Consider the following 15,458-nt stretch of genomic DNA (forward strand, 5'->3'; position numbering starts at 1 on the left):
AATGTCCAACATCGTTCTCTCGGCGTCAGTTCGCCAGAACCTGTTGTCGCTGCAGTCGACGGCCGACTTGCTGGCCACGACGCAGGAACGGCTGTCGACCGGCAAGAAGGTCAATACAGCGCTCGACAATCCCACCAACTTCTTCACGGCGCAGGGATTGGACAACCGGGCGAGCGACATCAGCAACCTGCTCGACGGCATCAACAACGGTGTGCAGGTGCTCCAGGCCGCCAACACCGGCATCACCTCACTGCAGAAGCTGATCGACAGCGCGAAATCGATCGCCAACCAGGCGCTCCAGACCACGGTCGGCTATTCCACCAAGTCGAACGTCTCCACCACAATTCCCGGTGCGACGCCCGCCGACCTTCGCGGCACGACCTCTTATGCGAGCGCGACCGCAAAGAGCAACGTGCTCTATACCGGTGCAGCCGGCGGCACGACCCCGGTCACCGGAACTGCCGCGCTCGGCGCCTCGCTGGGCTCGAGCGCCGGCACCTTTACCGGCACGGCAGCGCTCGCCGCCGACGGCACCACCGCGCTGTCCGGCACCGCCACGCTGCTCGGCACCACGGCATCGGCCACTTTCAGCACGCCGCCCGCGGACGGCGACACCATCACGGTGAACGGCAAGACCATCACCTTCCGCACCGGCATCGCTCCGAGCACGCAGCCAACCGGCTGGGGCCTCGACGCCAGCGGGCACATCGCCACCGACGGTAACGGCAATTCGATCGTCTACGAGGGAACGGCGGCTGCGCCCGGCGCGACCGTCAACGACGTCCTCACGGCGATCGACCTCGCCAGCGGTGTCAAGACCGCAACCATCAGCGCAAGCGCGGCGACCATCGCCGTCAGCGGCGCGGCCGGTCCCGTCGGCACGCTGCAGGTGCCATCATCGATCACGGCGGGTGCAACTACGCTGAAGAGTTCGACCGGCGCCGATCTGAGCGTGACCGGAAAGGCCGACTTCCTCAAGGCGCTTGGTCTGACGTCCGCGACCGGCGCCGGCAATGCCAACGTCACTGCGGCCCGCTCGACCACTGCGGGTTCGCTCGGCAGCCTCGTTCAGGACGGCTCGACGCTGAACATCGACGGCAAGACCATCACCTTCAAGAACGCGCAGACGCCGCAATCTGCGGCGGGCGTCACGTCGGGCGGCGTCAGCGGCAACATCGTTACCGACGGCAACGGCAACTCGACGGTCTATATCCAGAGCGCGACGCTGACCGACCTGCTCAACTCGATCGACCTCGCCACCGGCGTCAAGACCGCCAGCATCTTCAACGGCGCGGCGACGCTGTCGACCACCGCGGGTCAGATCCCGTCGTCTGTCAACAGCAGCGGCCAGCTTGCGCTCTCCACCGGCGTCAACGCCGACCTGTCGATCACCGGCACCGGCAATGCACTCAGTGCATTCGGCCTCAGCGGCAACACGGGAACGGCAACCGCCTTCACCGCGGCGCGCACCTCGGGCGTCGGCGGCATCAGCGGCAAGACGCTGACCTTCACCTCCTTCAACGGCGGCACCCCGGTCAACGTCACCTTCGGCGACGGCACCAACGGCACCGTCAAGACGCTGGACCAGCTCAACGCACAGCTTCAGGCCAATCACCTGACGGCGACGATCGATGCCAACGGCGTGCTCACGGTGACCACCGTCAACGAATACGCCTCTTCGACGCTCGGTTCGACGGTCGCGGGCGGCGCAGTCGGCGGCACGCTCACCGGTGTCCTGGCTTTCACCACCGCACAGCCGCCGATCCAGGATCCGGTCGCGCAGACCGCCCGCTCCAATCTGGTCAACCAGTTCAACAACATTCTGGCCCAGATCGACACGACGTCGCAGGATTCCTCCTTCAACGGCGTCAACCTGCTCAACGGTGATACGCTGAAGCTCGTCTTCAACGAGACCGGCAGCTCGACGCTCGGCATCAACGGCGTGGTGTTCAACGCGGCCGGCCTCGGCCTCAGCAACCTCGTCAACGGCGTCGACTTCATCGACAACGGCGCCACCAACAAGGTGCTGGCCAGCCTGAATGCGGCCTCGAGCACGTTGCGCTCGGAAGGTTCGACGCTCGGTTCGAATCTGTCGATCGTGCAGGTGCGTCAGGACTTCTCCAAGAACCTGATCAACGTGCTCCAGACCGGCTCGTCCAATCTGACGCTCGCCGATACCAACGAGGAAGCGGCCAACAGCCAGGCGCTGTCGACCCGCCAGTCCATCGCGGTCTCCGCACTGTCGCTGGCCAACCAGTCGCAGCAGAGCGTGCTCCAGCTGCTCCGCTAACTTCGCGGAGCAAGATCGCCATTCGAGATTTCGCGGCGGGGCTAATGCTCCGCCGTTCATTTGAGGGAGATCGCTAACACAAGATTAGCTCAGATCGATGCGCGTCACGTGAAGTGAGTTTACTCCGTGTGTGCGTGCATCTAACGTTGCGCTGACGAAGAGCTCCGCGACCCGTACTTATCCGGAGTGCTTCCAAGCACACACGTAAGCAAATCTTAAGCGGTGCTGCCTAGGGTTGGGAAAGAAATCCTTAAGCGCGTTCAACGCGCTAGGTAACTTCCAGGGTGTGATTGATGTCGAATTCTGCTGCCTCGGCTTACGCGCGCGTTGCAACGACCACCGCATCTCCTCGCGACATCGAGGCACAGACCCTGCTCAAGGCCGCGAACAAGCTCCAGGATGCGGTGAACAACGCCGATCCGCTCAGCGAGCAGACCATGCAGGCCCTGATGTTCAACCGCAAGCTCTGGACCATCTTCTTGAGCGAGGCGATGCGCGACAACAATCCGCAGCCGATCGATGTCCGGCAGAAGATCGCCAACATCAGCGTGTTTGTGCTGAGCCAGACCGCGGCGCTCCAGATGAGCCCTCAATTCGATCACTTCCGCCCGCTGATCGAGATCAACCGCAATATCGCTGCTGGCCTGTCCGGGCGGCCGTGACGGCCAACGGCATCACCGCTACTGCCGTTGCGACGCTCGACGCCTGATCGTCAGGCGCTGCGGTCCGTGCTGAGCGGACGCGAGGGTTCGGACTTCATATCCAGGGCATGGAAATAGGCCCGCCGGCGCAGCATCGCTTCGTCGGGGAATTGGTTGACGATTGCGTCGGTTCTCTCGTTGACGACCTGGAAGACGAAAGACGCGGCCGCCTGGTCGAATACGACCTGGCGCGAGACGTTCTCGTGGTTCGGCAAATCATTGCGCACGGGCGCGCCCGTATCGCTCGCGGCGACCGTCTGGCGCACTGGCAAATCAGTTTGCACAGCCTCGTTCGCCGCCGCGTTCGACGTCGTTACGATCTGCACGGGGGCCGGGATCCCCACCGGCCTGATGCTGAAATCTGTACTCATGGCAGCCTCCTGGTTGCCTAGTCGTGAGTCAAATCCCAACCCCTCTAATTGCGCAAGCATGGAACACCAGGACTGAAGACCCGGTAAGCAAACGTGCCTAACCACGCGGCGATATCGCCGCGCGGTTTTTCGTAAAATTGTCTCTTGTTCGTGTGCGCGCTCAGAGCGAGCGGCTGACCGCGAGCGGCGTGATGTGGCGTGGGCCAGGAGCTGCGCGACGACCCGCGGCCGTATAGGTGTTCGGCACGTTGCGCTTTTGGATCTCGGCGTTGACGCCGCGCACGACGCTCTCGGACACTGCGTGCGCGGTCGCGAGCACGGTGAGATTGACCTGAAGCATCGCGCGGAACGCATCGTGGTGGCGATGCAGCGTCGAGAGCAGCTCGGGCGCGGACTTCGCGAGCTGCGCCTGGTTCGCCTTCAACTGGCTGACGGCGCCGACATAATTTCGCGACAGCTCCTGCTTCCTGCCCTCGAGCGTCATGGCGTCGCGGACCTTGCCGGCGCGAACGAGCTCGGTCTCGCGCTCGATCAGCCCGAGCAGGGCGCTCATCGCATCCATCAGATCCTCGGCGAGCTTGCGCGCCTCGGCGCTGCCAGGCGCGGTGTTCGGACGCTGCGCTTGCATCGGCTGACGTGAGGCGTTGGAATGGTTCATCTCGTTTGACCTTATGCCGTGCGGATCGTTTTCGCCTGCTGCATGATCAGGGTGCGGTAGACTTCGGTGGCGACGCCGACGCCGCCGGCCTTGGCGAAGTTCTTGGAATATTGCTCGGTCAGCATCGAACGCCATACTCCGGTGCCCGGCGTATCGCCGAACGGGCCTTCGCCCTTCAGGCCGGAAGTCATCTGCGAGAACATGCTGTTGAGGAACATTGCCTCGAAATCGGTGGCGGTCTTCTGCGCCTTGGCCTGCTGTTGCGGCGACACCTTTTGCAGCGCGGCGGCGAGGTCGAAGTCCGGCCGGCCGTTGCGGCTCTCGACCGAGAAAGCGGAAGAGTTGGCGACGCGCGGGGTGTTGATCGCACTGGTCTGCATCACATCACCTCGATGTCGGCTTCGATTGCGCCGGCGGCCTTGATCGCCTGGAGAATGCTGATCATGTCGCGGGGGCCGATGCCGAGGCCGTTGAGGCCGTCGACGAGTTGCTGGAGCGATACGCCGTCCTTGACGACGGCAAGTTTTTTCCCGTCCTCGGTGACGGTGACGCTGCTGCGCGGCGTGACCACGGTCCGCCCTCGCGACAACGGGTTGGGCTGGCTCACCTGGGGGCTCTCGGAGATCGTGACGGTGAGGTTGCCTTGTGCCACCGCAACGGTAGCGACACGGACGTCGCGGCCCATGACGATGATGCCGCTCCGCTCGTCGATGATTATCTTGGCGGCGAGATCGGGATCGACCTGGAGCTGCTCGATCTCGGTGAGGAAGGCGACGACGTTGCCCTTGAACTCCGGCGGGATCGACAGCTGCACCGTCGATGGGTCGATCGGCTCGGCCGTCTTGACGCCAAGATAGTCGTTGACCGCGGCCGCGATGCGCTTGGCGGTGGTGAAGTCGGCGTTGCGCAGCGCCAGGCGCACATTCGGCAGCCGATTGAGCGCGAACTCGATCTCGCGCTCGATGATGGCGCCATTGGCGATGCGGCCCACGGTCGGCACGCCGCGTACGATTTTCGCCGCGTCGCCCTCCGCCTGGAAACCCGAGATCGCGAGCGAGCCTTGCGCGACAGCATAGACGTTGCCATCGGCGCCGAGCAGGGGCGTGACGAGCAGGGTGCCGCCCTGGAGGTTCTTGGCGTCGCCGAGCGCGGAGACGGTGACGTCCATGCGCGTGCCCTGGGTAGCGAAGGCCGGCAGGTTGCCCGTCACCATCACGGCGGCGACGTTGCCGGTGCGGATGGTGGCGCCGCGGATGTTGACGCCCATGCGCTCGAGCATCGCTTGCAGCGACTGCTTGGTGAAGGGGATGTTGTTGAGCGTGTCGCCGGTGCCATTGAGGCCGACGACGAGGCCGTAGCCGATGAGCTGGTTCTGCCGTACGCCCTCGATGTTGGCGAGGTCCTTGATGCGCGAGGTCGCAGCCGCTGACGTGACCGAAAGCACCAGCGCTGACAGCGCGGCGCAGGCCACCCCAACAATCCTCACCCAACGAACGCCTGGCATCCTCTGCTCCCCAAGGCCGCCCAAAAAAAGGCTCCTCAAATCGACGGACCGTCTGCGACACTCCCATGACGAGCTGGTCCGACGCTTTCCTTGCGAGCGCTGTGCCAACCCGGGGCAGAGAGGTAGGTGGCTGAATAGGTTGAATAAATCTGTTTCGACCGGTGTCAGTGGTCGTTCGCCCTGAGGAGCGAAACTGCCGCCTGTCGGCAGATTTTGCCGGGCTGTTTACGCCCCGTTAACCATAAAGCGGCGAAGGTGAGGCATCGATCACCCGGATTGCTGCGATGCGCATCTACGGACCGAACGGCACCACGCTTGGAACGCCGGCCAGCCAGACCAGGCGAACGGGCTCCGGCACCTTCGTCCTGCCGGACACCTCGTCGGCGCAGGAGACGCGTAGCACTGCGGCGCCGAAGGCCGCTGCCAGTCTCGACGGGCTGCTCGCGCTTCAGGGCATCGAGGAGGATCCGGTCGAGCGCCGCAAGCGCTCGGTCGCCCGCGGCAAGACCGCGCTCGACGTGCTCGACGATCTCAAGATGGGGCTACTGTCCGGCAATCTCGACGCCTCGACCGTGATGCGGCTGCGCGATGCGGCGGCAAACCTGAAATCGTCCTCTGGCGATGCCGGTCTCGATGCGGTGCTTGCCGAGATCGAGCTGCGCGTCGAGGTCGAACTGGCCAAGGCCGGGCAGGCTTAAGCGGAGTTCGCCTCCCGCGATCTCTAAAAGATCTCTCGTCGTCGCCCGGCTTGACCGAAACCGCACGTCGCCTCACACGGGCCTACGCCGCTTCTTCCTTCTGCTGGGCGTCGTAGCGGCGCTGGGCGGCGAGCACGTCTTTCAGATTCTGCTCGGCCCAATCGCGCAGGGGATCGACGGCCGCGGCGAGCGTCAGCCCGAGCTGCGTGATGGAATATTCCACCGTGACAGGCACGGTTGCGATGGCGCGGCGCCTGATCAGGCCGTCGCGTTCGAGCGATTTGAGAACCTGGCTCAGCATCTTCTGTGAAATGCCCTCAATCGTGCGGCGCAACTGATTGAAGCGCATCGGCTCCTCGCGCAGCAGCAACAGGATCAGCACCGCCCATTTGTCGCCGACCCGATCGAGGATCTGGCGCGTCGGACAGTTCGCTGCATAGACGTCGGGTTTCATCGTCGGGTCCTCGGATTCCGTTCCGGTCGCTTGCGAATGTGCTCGCCGGGTTACTCCGGCGTTATCAGGTAAGCACAAAGTGCTCTCTTAACACCAGCATTCTTTACGATATCTAGTCACTGCTAGCTACTTAGAAGCAAAGGAGCCTTCCATGAAAATCGCAGTTGCCGGCGCCTCGGGGCGAGCCGGGTCGGAAATCACCAAGGAACTGTCCCGTCGAGGCCATAGCGTCACCGCCATTGCCCGCAACCCCGAAAAGATTGCGGCTCTGCCGAACGTCACCCCCACCAAGGGCGACGTGCTCGATCAGGCCGGCCTTGCCAGGCTGTGGGCCGGGCACGACGTCGCCGTGAGTTCCGTGCACTTCCTGGCCAGCGATCCGCTCAAGCTGATCGGCGCAGCGAAAGACTCAGAGGTGGGCCGTTACCTCATCGTCGGCGGTGCTGGCAGCCTGGAGGTCGCCCCGGGGGTAAAGTTGGTCACGACTGAAGGTTTTCCGGCCCAGTACAAGGCCGAGGCTGAAAAGGGTTCCGCCTTCCTCGACCTGCTAAGGCAGGAAATGGACCTGAACTGGACCTTCATCTCGCCGTCGGCGCTGTTCGTCGAGGGTGAGCGTACAGCCAAGTTCCGACTCGGGACCGATCAGCTTCTCGCAGATGCGAACGGAAAGAGCTGGATCAGCTTCGCCGATTACGCCATTGCGCTCGCCGACGAGATCGAGCGGCCCGCCCATCAGAGGCAGCGTTTCACGGTCGGCTACTGAGCCGTAGGCCACCCCCGGGCTTTTGCGGATAAACCTTCCTGTGCAAGGGCTTGGGGGCGGCCACTGGGGCGGCAGGGAAATATTGTCTGTCACAAGAGGCCACTATATAAGGCCCGGCTCAACGGACCCTGTTTCCGTTGCGAGTCGTTGATTAGACAGATAGGCCGCCCTTGGAAAAGTTGAAAAACTACCGACCGACCGAAAAAGAGCCTTTCATGAACGACCGGCAGAAGGAGTACTTCCGTTTGAAGCTCCTCGCCTGGAAGGATGAGATCCTCAAAGAGTCCAAGCTCACCCTGCAAGCCTTGCAGGAGGAGAACGTGAACCACCCCGATCTCGCCGATCGGGCCTCGTCCGAAACCGACCGCGCCATCGAACTCCGTGCCCGCGATCGCCAGCGCAAGTTGATCGCCAAGATCGACGCCGCGCTCCAGCGGATCGAGGACAACACCTACGGCTATTGCGAGGACACCGGCGAGCCGATCTCGTTGAAGCGGCTCGAAGCCCGGCCCATCGCGACGCTCTCGGTGGAAGCACAGGAGCGCCACGAGAAACGCGAGAAGGTCTATCGCGACGAATAGAGTCCGAGCCGCAGAGTTGCGGCTCTTTATTTTTGGAAAGGCGCCATTTCGCGCCGTGGTCGGCATTTTGCCTGTCGCTTGCCGCCGCGTCTCAGCGTGCGAGGGCAATCGCGAAAAATGAATCGCGATCAATGGGCTAGAGTCCATTGCTCCGAGCTCACGTGAGTGTGCTCCGAGCTCACGTGAGTTCAGATGAGAAACAGCCTTCACTTCAGGTGCGGGAGGTTTTCGCGAGTCGCATCAACGAGATCGATTCGCTTGTTGAAGCGCCGATCGAGCTGCATCGCGCATCGCTGCAATCAGGCTTCATGCGACGCTGCAAGGCGCGCATCCCCATAAAGCCTGGACCAACTCAAGATTTCCTTAAACGCCGGCAGCAGGCCATAGGCCGCGTCCGTCAGCTCGTACTCCACGCGCAGCGGCTTCTCCGCGAAGGCGGTCCGCAACACCAAGCCGTCCTGCTCGAGCTCGCGCAGCTGCGTGGTCAGCATGTGCTGGGTGATGCCACCGATCGACCGCCGCAACGCGCCGAAACGAACCGCGCCGTTCATCAGCGCGAACAGGATCTCGAGTTTCCACTTGCCGCCGAGCGCGTGGATGGCGCGCTTGAAGTCGGCAAGCAGAGCGGGGTCGGGGCTGCAATCGCAGTCGTGGTCGCAAGCGCTGGTCAGGTTTTCCATACCGGTCTTGAAATCCATTCTACTTGTCCGGACAGAGATAGTGACCAGATGCGGCCCTGAGCAGGGCATGGAACGAATTCTCCGGCCCGCATACCGAGGGAATTTGGCAATGAGCACTGTTCTGGTTACCGGCGGGTCGGGCTTCGTCGGCGTTCATGTCGTTCTGCAGCTCCTGGCCGCGGGCCACGCGGTGCGAACTACGGTGCGCCGGCCGGACCGGCAAGCCGACGTGCTGGCGATGCTGCGCGAGGGCGGGGCGGCTGCGGAGAACCTGGCTTTCTTCACCGCGGACCTCACCCGGGACGATGGCTGGCGCGAGGCGGCCGCCGGCTGTGATTACGTGCTCCATGTCGCCTCGCCGCTGTCGACCAGCGTTCCCAAGGACGAAAACGAGATGATCATTCCGGCGCGCGACGGCACGCTGCGCGTGTTGCGCGCCGCGCGCGAGGCCGGTGTCAGGCGCGTCGTCATCACCTCGTCGCTGGGCGCGATCGGCTACGGCCACACGCCGCGCGAAACGCCGTTTGACGAGACCGACTGGACCAATCTCGGCGGCGCCGACGTGCAGCCCTACATCAAGTCCAAGACTTTGGCCGAGCGGGCGGCCTGGGATTTCGTCGCGCGCGAAGGGGACGGGCTGGGGCTGTCGGTGATCAACCCCGCCGGTATCTTCGGGCCGGTGCTGGGGCCGGACTTTTCCGGCTCGATCGAGATCGTCAAATCGCTGCTCGATGGCGCCATGCCGGCGGTGCCGCGGGTTTATTTCGGCGTGGTCGACGTCCGCGATGTCGCCGACCTGCACTTGCGGGCCATGACGGCGCGCGCGGCCAAGGGCCAGCGCTTCATCGCCGTCTCCGGCGAGACGATGTCCATCCTCGACATCGCTGTTGCGGCGGGAACTCGGGCCACGGGCGCGCCGGGTTCCGCGGCTCCAGGCTCCGGACTGGCTGGTGCGGCTGGCGGCGAGCCGGATTCCCTTGCTGCGTGCGGTCGTACCGATGCTCGGAAGGGTGCGACATTCCACCAGCGCCAAGGCGAGGTCGGTGCTCGGCTGGCAGGCCCGGTCCAACGAGGAGGCGATCCTCTCGACCGCGGAAAGCCTGATCCGGCTCGGCCTGGTCAAGGCGTGAGGTCGCCCGCCAGCCGCGCTTGTCATGCCGGTGCGGGGATGCTCCACTGCCGCCCCTGAATGCGTAGCGTGGGAGGCGGCGCCGATGGACAAGATTCTCGAAGCCGCAAAGGCGATCGCGCTGGCGCGCCGCAACCATGCGCCGCTCGCGCCCCTTGAGCGTCCCCCCGCCGATGAAGCTGAGGGCTATCAGATCCAGCGCGCGCTGCACGATCTCCTGCTGCCCCATGCCGGGCCGCTCGTCGGCTACAAGATCGGCTGCACCAGCCAGGTGATGCAGGACTACATCGGCATCCCGCATCCCTGCGGCGGCGGCGTGTTCCAGAAGGGTGTCCATGAGAGCGGCGCCAAGCTCGCCGCCTCGAATTATGTCCGCGTCGGCGTCGAATGCGAGATCGCGGTGCGGCTGAAGCGCGACCTTGCCGCGGGCGAGGCGCCGTTCACGGCCGAATGGGTCGGCGAGGCCGTCGAGGCCTACCAACCCGCTATCGAGATCGTCGACGATCGCTACGTGAAGTGGGAGACGATGGGAGCGCCGACGCTGATCGCCGATGATTTCTTCGCCGCCGGCTGTGTGCTGGGACGCCTGGTTCCGCGCTCATCCGTGCCGGACCTGAACGCGGTCAAGGGTCGCGCCATCGTCAACGGCGAGGAGGCCGGTCACGGCACCGGCGCCGACGTGCTCGGCCATCCCCACAACGCGCTCGCCTGGCTCGCCAACCATCTCGCCGCCGAGGGCAAGGGCCTGCACGCGGGGCAGCTCGTGCTCACCGGCAGCCTGGTCAAGACGCTGTGGCTGAAGGCCGGCGACAAGGTGCGGATGGAACTGGACGGGCTGGGCGTGGTGGAGGCGAAGTTTACGTGATCTCTCCGCGTCGTCATTGCGAGGAGCCCTTGCGACGAAGCAATCCAGAGTCTTTCCGCGGAAGCAGTCTGGATTGCTTCGCTGCGCTCGCAATGACGGAGTCTGAGGCGCGGCTTTCGTTGGGGCTCTCCGCCGTCATTGCGAGGAGCTCTTGCGACGAAGCAATCCAGAATCTTTCGGCAGGAGACAGTCTGGATTGCTTCGCTTCGCTCGCAATGACGGAGGTTGGCGCGGCGGCTGAGTGCGCTGACTGGCGACGAAACGCGGCTCACAGCGGTCATCGATCCAAAATACATGCGGCCCTCGCCAGGGGAGCTAGCGAGGGCCGCGTAGTACATCGTCGTTCGCGCCTAGGTTCGCGAACACGATGTGGGAGCTCGGAGGTGACTCAGAAGGGCAGCAGCACGTCCATGACTTGCTGGCCGTAGCGCGGTTGCTGCACGTCCATGATCTGGCCGCGGCCGCCATAGGCGATGCGTGCCTGTGCGATCTTGGAGGAGTCGATTGTGTTGTCGCTCTGGATGTCTTCGGGGCGGACGATGCCTGCTACTATGAGCTCGCGGATCTCGTAGTTGACGCGGATCTCCTGCTTCCCTTCGACCACGAGGTTGCCGTTCGGCAGCACCTGAGTCACGACGGCAGCGACGTTGGTCTGCAATGCTTCCTGCCGATTGACCGAGCCTTTGCCGTCGCTGGAGGAGGTCGAGTCGGTGGTGAGAAGGCGACCGGGCAGGACCTTGAGCGGCTGCGTGATCGTCTGGCTGCCGATAAAATCCGAAATGCCCGAATCTTCCGAGGCGGTGCGGCTGCGCTGGGTCTCGTTGGAGAGGTTGGCCTTGTCGGTGATATTCACGGTCACGGTCAGGAGGTCGCCGACCTGGCGGGCGCGCTGGTCCTTGAAGAAGGCGCGGCTGCCGTTGCGCCACAGCGAGTTCGGATTGTAGGAGGCGACCTCCGGCTTCGGCATAGGCATCTGCACCGGCTTGTAGCCGGGCTGCGTGGTCGGATTGTCGATCGCCGAGAGCTTCGGTTGCTCGCCGATCTGCGACAGGCGGTCGATCGAGGAGCAGCCGCCCAGCGCGCAAGAGGCAAGCAGCAGGGCAGAGATCGCGATGCGACGAAGACGGTAAGCCGAACTGAAAGCAGACATGACTAACTCTTACTTTGCTTGAGCTTGCGAGACGCGAGCTTGCGGGATCTGGGCTTCTGCGATCTGGGCCGGCGACGCGGGGGTCTGGACCAGGTTCCGGAGGAGAGCTGCGGTGTCGACGGGGGCCGGTGCTTCGTCGCGCTTAAGCGAGGAGGTCTGCTCGACTGCCGAAGCCATCGGCGCGGACTGGCTGGCGCCCAGCACGGTGACCTGGCCGCGGCCGGTGACAACGCCGGTCAGCGTGCGCTTGGATTGCAAATTGAGGACGCTGACGGTGTCGCCTTCAGCGCCGCTCTCGATCGCCTTGCCGCGCGTGGTGAGGTAGAGGCCGGGCACCTGGTAGATGATGGTGACGGATTGGTCGCGCACCACGAAGTCGGGCTTGACGATGTCGGCGACGCGGATCGGCATGCCTGCCCGCATCGCCCGGCGCAGCTGCATTCCGATGGTGCGGTCGCGCGAGGCGGGCTCGCCGGTGACCTCGGCCTTCGGCCGGCGCTCCAACGAGACGTCGGAGGATTTCAAGAGCTCGGTGCGGTCGATGTCGCGCGTCAGTACGGCCACTTCCACCGTCTCGATCGCGGTGCCGGTGAAGCGGAGCTTGGTCGGCGTCGGATGGTTGTCGTTGTTGATCTCGAAGGCGATGTCGAAACGGCCGCTGCGGGCGTCATAGCGGGTTGCGACCGGCTGGAGCGCGCCGCTGTTGGAGGCATCCAGCCGCATGTCGGAGATGCCGCGGTCGAACGTGACGGTGATGTTGGCGGCGTCCCCGAGGCCGAAGCGGCGCTCGAGCGCGGAAGCGACCGCGTTTTCGAGGTCCTTGTTGGCGAGCGTACGGGCGAGGCGGGTGACCTGGACCTCCTTGATGTCGCCGGTCATCACGCCGATCACCTGTTTTGCGCGGAGCACCGACAGCACCTGCGCGACCGTCAGCGTGCCGGTGGTGCCGAGATCGGGCGAGCGGTAGACCGGGATCAGCGCGGCAGATCCTGCGTTGTCGATGAGATCGCCGACCCGCACCACGTCCGAGGTCACGGCAACGCTCGCGCGCAGCGTCGGCGTCGCGATGAAATCGTCGGCCGCCGCGGCCGGCAGCGCCAGCGCGAGAAGGGCGGAGATCGTGGCGAGGGTGATCCGGATCATCGTCATCACTCAGCGGAACAGTGCCGTGGTCGATTGCATCATCTGGTCGGCGGCGCTGATCACCTTGGCGTTCATCTCATAGGCGCGCTGGGCCGCGATCAGGTCGCTCATCTCGGAGACGACGTCGACATTGGCCTGCTCGAGGCTGCCTTGCGTGATCTTGCCGTAACCTTCGGCGGTCGCGGTGCCGTCCTGGGGCGGGCCGGAGGAGGGCGTCTCGGTGAACTGATTGCTGCCGACGGGCTGGAGGCCGGCCTTGTTGATGAAGCGGGTCAGGCCGATCTGGCCGAGAATGGTCGAGGTCGACGAGCCCGGCAGCGTCACCGAGACCTGGCCCTGCTCGTTGACGGCGAGGCCCGATGCGTTGTTCGGGATGGTGATGGTCGGCTGCACCGGGTTGCCCTGTGCGGTGACGACGCGGCCCTGATTGTCCATCTGGAAGGTGCCGTCGCGGGTGTACTGGTAGGTGCCGTCAGGCATCAGGATCTTGAAGAAGCCTTCGCCCGAGACGGCGAGGTCGAGATCGTTGCCGGTCTGCGACAGCGTGCCCTGCGTCATGCTGCGCGGCGTGCCGACGGTCTTGACGCCGCCACCGATGTCGACGCCGACCGGCACGATGGTGCCTTGGTCGGAGGCCTGCGCGCCGACGCGGCGCACGTGTTCGTAGATCAGGTCCTGGAACGACGCGGTCTGCTTCTTGAAGCCGGTGGTGCGAAGGTTCGCGATGTTGTTGGAGATCACCTGAACGTTGAGTTCCTGTGCCGCCATTCCGGTCGCTGCGGTGTGAAGCGCCTGCATGTCAGTTCTCCCCTAATCAGGCCGGAACGTCGGCGAGCTTCTCGATCGCCGATTTGTGGAGGTCGCTCTGCTGCTGGAGCAGATTGGCGATGGCGGTGTAGCTGCGCATGACTTCGACCATGCGGGTCATCTCGCCGACCGAATTGACGTTCGACTTCTCGACATAGCCCTGGCGCACGGTGGACCGGGTGTCGGGCTGCTGGACGGCGGAGCCCACGTCATAGAGATTGGCCCCGAGTTTGGTCAGCTTGGTCGGATCGTCGAACGAGGCCATGCGGATCTTGCCGCGGATCGAGTCGGTCTTCGCCGTGCCCTCGAGCACCGTGACGGTGCCGTCGGGTGCGACGTTGATGTCGTGGTCGGTCGGCTGGAAGGTGATCGGGCCGCCGGTGCCGAGCACGAGGCTGCCGTCGGAGGTGACGAGCTGGCCGGTGCTGTTGAGCGAGAATTTGCCGTCGCGGGTGTAACGCTCGCCGCCATTGGCCTGCACCGCGAAATAGGCGTTGCCGTCGATCGCCATGTCGAGCGGGTTGTTGGTCGCCTCCATCGGCCCCTGGCCGACGTCGCGGAAGGTGCCGCGGTCCTGCACATAGGAGACGCGCCGGTCCGGGCCCATGAAATTGTCTTCACGCGCGTTCGAGTTGAGGTACTCCTCGAACAGCGAATGGTCGGCCTTGAAGCCGTTGGTGTTGGCATTGGCGACGTTGTTGGCGATGACATCCATCTGCCGTTCCAACGTCATCTGCCGTGACAAGCCGATCAGAAGCGCGTTCTGCATCGGAAATCTCCCCTGAGTGAGATCTGCCACCTCGCTCTCCCAAGCGCCTTGGCGGACCCCGTGAACGAGACCGTCTGGTTCTCCCAAACCGCCGGCCTCGGTCCCTTCTCAGCGAAAGCCGTGCCAACTCGAAAAATCACGTAATTTCAATCGCTTGATGAATTTTGAGGGGCGCGGGAGGCCGGCAGAAAGGTTCTGTTAGCCATGTTTGCCCGGCAGATTTTTCCTAGCGAAGGCCCAATCGAAAGGTTCCGTTAACCATTATTACCGTAGCGTTTGCCATGAAGAGGAGCGCGTTGCGCCGGGGCATTTGTACCGCGTCACTGTCTGAGGCTTCGCTCTTTCGACCCCTTTGAGAGATCCGGGCGCGGCGATTATGGCAGAGAATGAAGCGGAAGGCGGCGCAGCCACTGAGGGCGCGGAAGCTGCACCGCCCAAGAACAAGCTCAAGCTGATCATCATCGCCGTCGGCGTGCTGGCCATTCTCGGCGGCGGCGCGGCGACCTGGTTCTTCTTCTTCCGTCACGGCCATGACGAGCATCACGCCGAGGCGGCGCCGCCGCCGAAGCCGCCGGCCTTCGTCGACGTGCCCGACATGATGGTCAACCTCGCCGGCGCGCCGGGCGAGCGCGTGCAATATCTGCGGCTGAAGATCGTGCTGGAACTGAAGGAAGAGAAGCAGGTCGAGGCGATCAAGCCGACGATGCCGCGCGTCACCGACATCTTCCAGACCTATGTGCGCGAACTGCGCCCCTCCGACCTCAACGGCTCCGCCGGCATTTTCCGCCTCAAGGAGGAGTTGACCAAGCGCGTCAACGCCGCGGTCGCCCCGGTCCAGGTCAGCGCGGTACTGTTCAAGGAAGTCGTGGTGCAGTGAGGGGAATGGGCTAGCGCC

At 64.3% G+C, this 15,458-nt stretch carries 17 protein-coding genes and 1 pseudogene; 8 read left to right on the forward strand and 10 right to left on the reverse strand.

From position 1 onward, the window contains the following. Nucleotide 1: 1 nt before the first annotated feature. On the forward strand, nt 2–2,290 hold the full coding sequence (locus NLM27_RS06645; protein WP_254142593.1) for a DUF1522 domain-containing protein: 2,289 nt from the start codon (nt 2–4) through the stop codon (nt 2,288–2,290). Between the two features lie 293 nt (nt 2,291–2,583). Continuing rightward, nucleotides 2,584–2,952 (forward strand): flagellar biosynthesis regulator FlaF, encoded by a 369-nt coding sequence (flaF, locus tag NLM27_RS06650; protein WP_008554779.1) that lies wholly within the window; start codon nt 2,584–2,586, stop codon nt 2,950–2,952. A 50-nt stretch (nt 2,953–3,002) separates the two neighbouring features. Here flaF and NLM27_RS06655 read toward each other — a convergent pair whose 3' ends face one another. From NLM27_RS06655 to NLM27_RS06670, 4 genes are all read right to left on the reverse strand, one after another. After that, complete coding sequence (locus NLM27_RS06655; RefSeq protein ID WP_254142594.1) at nt 3,003–3,362, reverse strand: hypothetical protein; 360 nt, start codon at nt 3,360–3,362, stop codon at nt 3,003–3,005. 160 nt (nt 3,363–3,522) lie between these two features. Continuing rightward, nucleotides 3,523–4,020, reverse strand: a complete 498-nt coding sequence (locus NLM27_RS06660; protein ID WP_254142595.1) for a hypothetical protein — start codon at nt 4,018–4,020, stop codon at nt 3,523–3,525. 11 nt (nt 4,021–4,031) lie between these two features. Next, complete coding sequence (gene flgJ, locus NLM27_RS06665) at nt 4,032–4,400, reverse strand: flagellar assembly peptidoglycan hydrolase FlgJ (protein ID WP_181769427.1); 369 nt, start codon at nt 4,398–4,400, stop codon at nt 4,032–4,034. Further along, a complete protein-coding gene (locus NLM27_RS06670; protein WP_254142596.1) occupies nt 4,400–5,524 on the reverse strand; it encodes a flagellar basal body P-ring protein FlgI in 1,125 nt (374 codons plus the stop codon). The genes flgJ and NLM27_RS06670 overlap by 1 nt, the downstream gene beginning before the upstream one ends. A 284-nt stretch (nt 5,525–5,808) precedes the next feature. On the opposite strand from NLM27_RS06670, the gene NLM27_RS06675 reads away from it, so the two are divergent. Beyond that, nucleotides 5,809–6,222, forward strand: coding sequence for a flagellar assembly protein FliX (locus NLM27_RS06675; RefSeq protein WP_254142597.1), 414 nt, complete (start codon nt 5,809–5,811; stop codon nt 6,220–6,222). Nucleotides 6,223–6,304: 82 nt separating this feature from the next. Here NLM27_RS06675 and NLM27_RS06680 read toward each other — a convergent pair whose 3' ends face one another. Next, on the reverse strand, nt 6,305–6,676 hold the full coding sequence (locus NLM27_RS06680) for a helix-turn-helix domain-containing protein (RefSeq protein WP_091898026.1): 372 nt from the start codon (nt 6,674–6,676) through the stop codon (nt 6,305–6,307). Nucleotides 6,677–6,827: 151 nt separating this feature from the next. Between NLM27_RS06680 and NLM27_RS06685 the strand changes: the two genes are divergently transcribed. Both NLM27_RS06685 and dksA read left to right on the forward strand, forming a co-directional pair. Then, a complete protein-coding gene (locus NLM27_RS06685; protein WP_254142598.1) occupies nt 6,828–7,439 on the forward strand; it encodes an NAD(P)-dependent oxidoreductase in 612 nt (203 codons plus the stop codon). 215 nt (nt 7,440–7,654) lie between these two features. Further along, a complete protein-coding gene (gene dksA / locus NLM27_RS06690; protein WP_008554760.1) occupies nt 7,655–8,020 on the forward strand; it encodes an RNA polymerase-binding protein DksA in 366 nt (121 codons plus the stop codon). Nucleotides 8,021–8,319: 299 nt separating this feature from the next. On the opposite strand, the gene NLM27_RS06695 is transcribed toward dksA, so the two are convergent. After that, nucleotides 8,320–8,718: a helix-turn-helix domain-containing protein gene (locus NLM27_RS06695; RefSeq protein WP_254142599.1), complete on the reverse strand. Its 399-nt coding sequence runs from the start codon at nt 8,716–8,718 to the stop codon at nt 8,320–8,322. Nucleotides 8,719–8,809: 91 nt separating this feature from the next. On the opposite strand from NLM27_RS06695, the pseudogene NLM27_RS06700 reads away from it, so the two are divergent. Next, a pseudogene (locus NLM27_RS06700) lies at nt 8,810–9,830 on the forward strand (SDR family oxidoreductase). An 84-nt stretch (nt 9,831–9,914) separates the two neighbouring features. Beyond that, nucleotides 9,915–10,694 carry a 2-keto-4-pentenoate hydratase gene (locus NLM27_RS06705; protein WP_254142600.1) on the forward strand — a complete coding sequence of 260 codons (780 nt, stop codon included), beginning with the start codon at nt 9,915–9,917 and terminating at the stop codon, nt 10,692–10,694. Between the two features lie 388 nt (nt 10,695–11,082). Here the strand turns inward: NLM27_RS06705 and flgH are convergent, their stop codons facing one another. The 4 genes from flgH to flgF are packed head-to-tail and all read right to left on the reverse strand — an operon-like array spanning nt 11,083 to nt 14,563. After that, nucleotides 11,083–11,844, reverse strand: coding sequence for a flagellar basal body L-ring protein FlgH (gene flgH / locus NLM27_RS06710; RefSeq protein WP_254142601.1), 762 nt, complete (start codon nt 11,842–11,844; stop codon nt 11,083–11,085). Between the two features lie 9 nt (nt 11,845–11,853). Continuing rightward, on the reverse strand, nt 11,854–12,987 hold the full coding sequence (gene flgA / locus NLM27_RS06715; RefSeq protein ID WP_254142602.1) for a flagellar basal body P-ring formation chaperone FlgA: 1,134 nt from the start codon (nt 12,985–12,987) through the stop codon (nt 11,854–11,856). A gap of 9 nt (nt 12,988–12,996) precedes the next feature. After that, complete coding sequence (flgG, locus tag NLM27_RS06720; RefSeq protein WP_254142603.1) at nt 12,997–13,785, reverse strand: flagellar basal-body rod protein FlgG; 789 nt, start codon at nt 13,783–13,785, stop codon at nt 12,997–12,999. Between the two features lie 16 nt (nt 13,786–13,801). Continuing rightward, nucleotides 13,802–14,563, reverse strand: coding sequence for a flagellar basal-body rod protein FlgF (flgF, locus tag NLM27_RS06725; protein ID WP_254142604.1), 762 nt, complete (start codon nt 14,561–14,563; stop codon nt 13,802–13,804). A 376-nt stretch (nt 14,564–14,939) separates the two neighbouring features. Between flgF and fliL the strand changes: the two genes are divergently transcribed. After that, the gene (gene fliL, locus NLM27_RS06730; protein ID WP_254142605.1) at nt 14,940–15,440 is read left to right on the forward strand and encodes a flagellar basal body-associated protein FliL; all 501 of its coding nucleotides are present in this window, start codon (nt 14,940–14,942) and stop codon (nt 15,438–15,440) included. Nucleotides 15,441–15,458: the final 18 nt, after the last annotated feature.

Origin of the sequence: Bradyrhizobium sp. CCGB12 (genome assembly GCF_024199845.1) — a bacterium.
Taxonomy (GTDB): domain Bacteria; phylum Pseudomonadota; class Alphaproteobacteria; order Rhizobiales; family Xanthobacteraceae; genus Bradyrhizobium.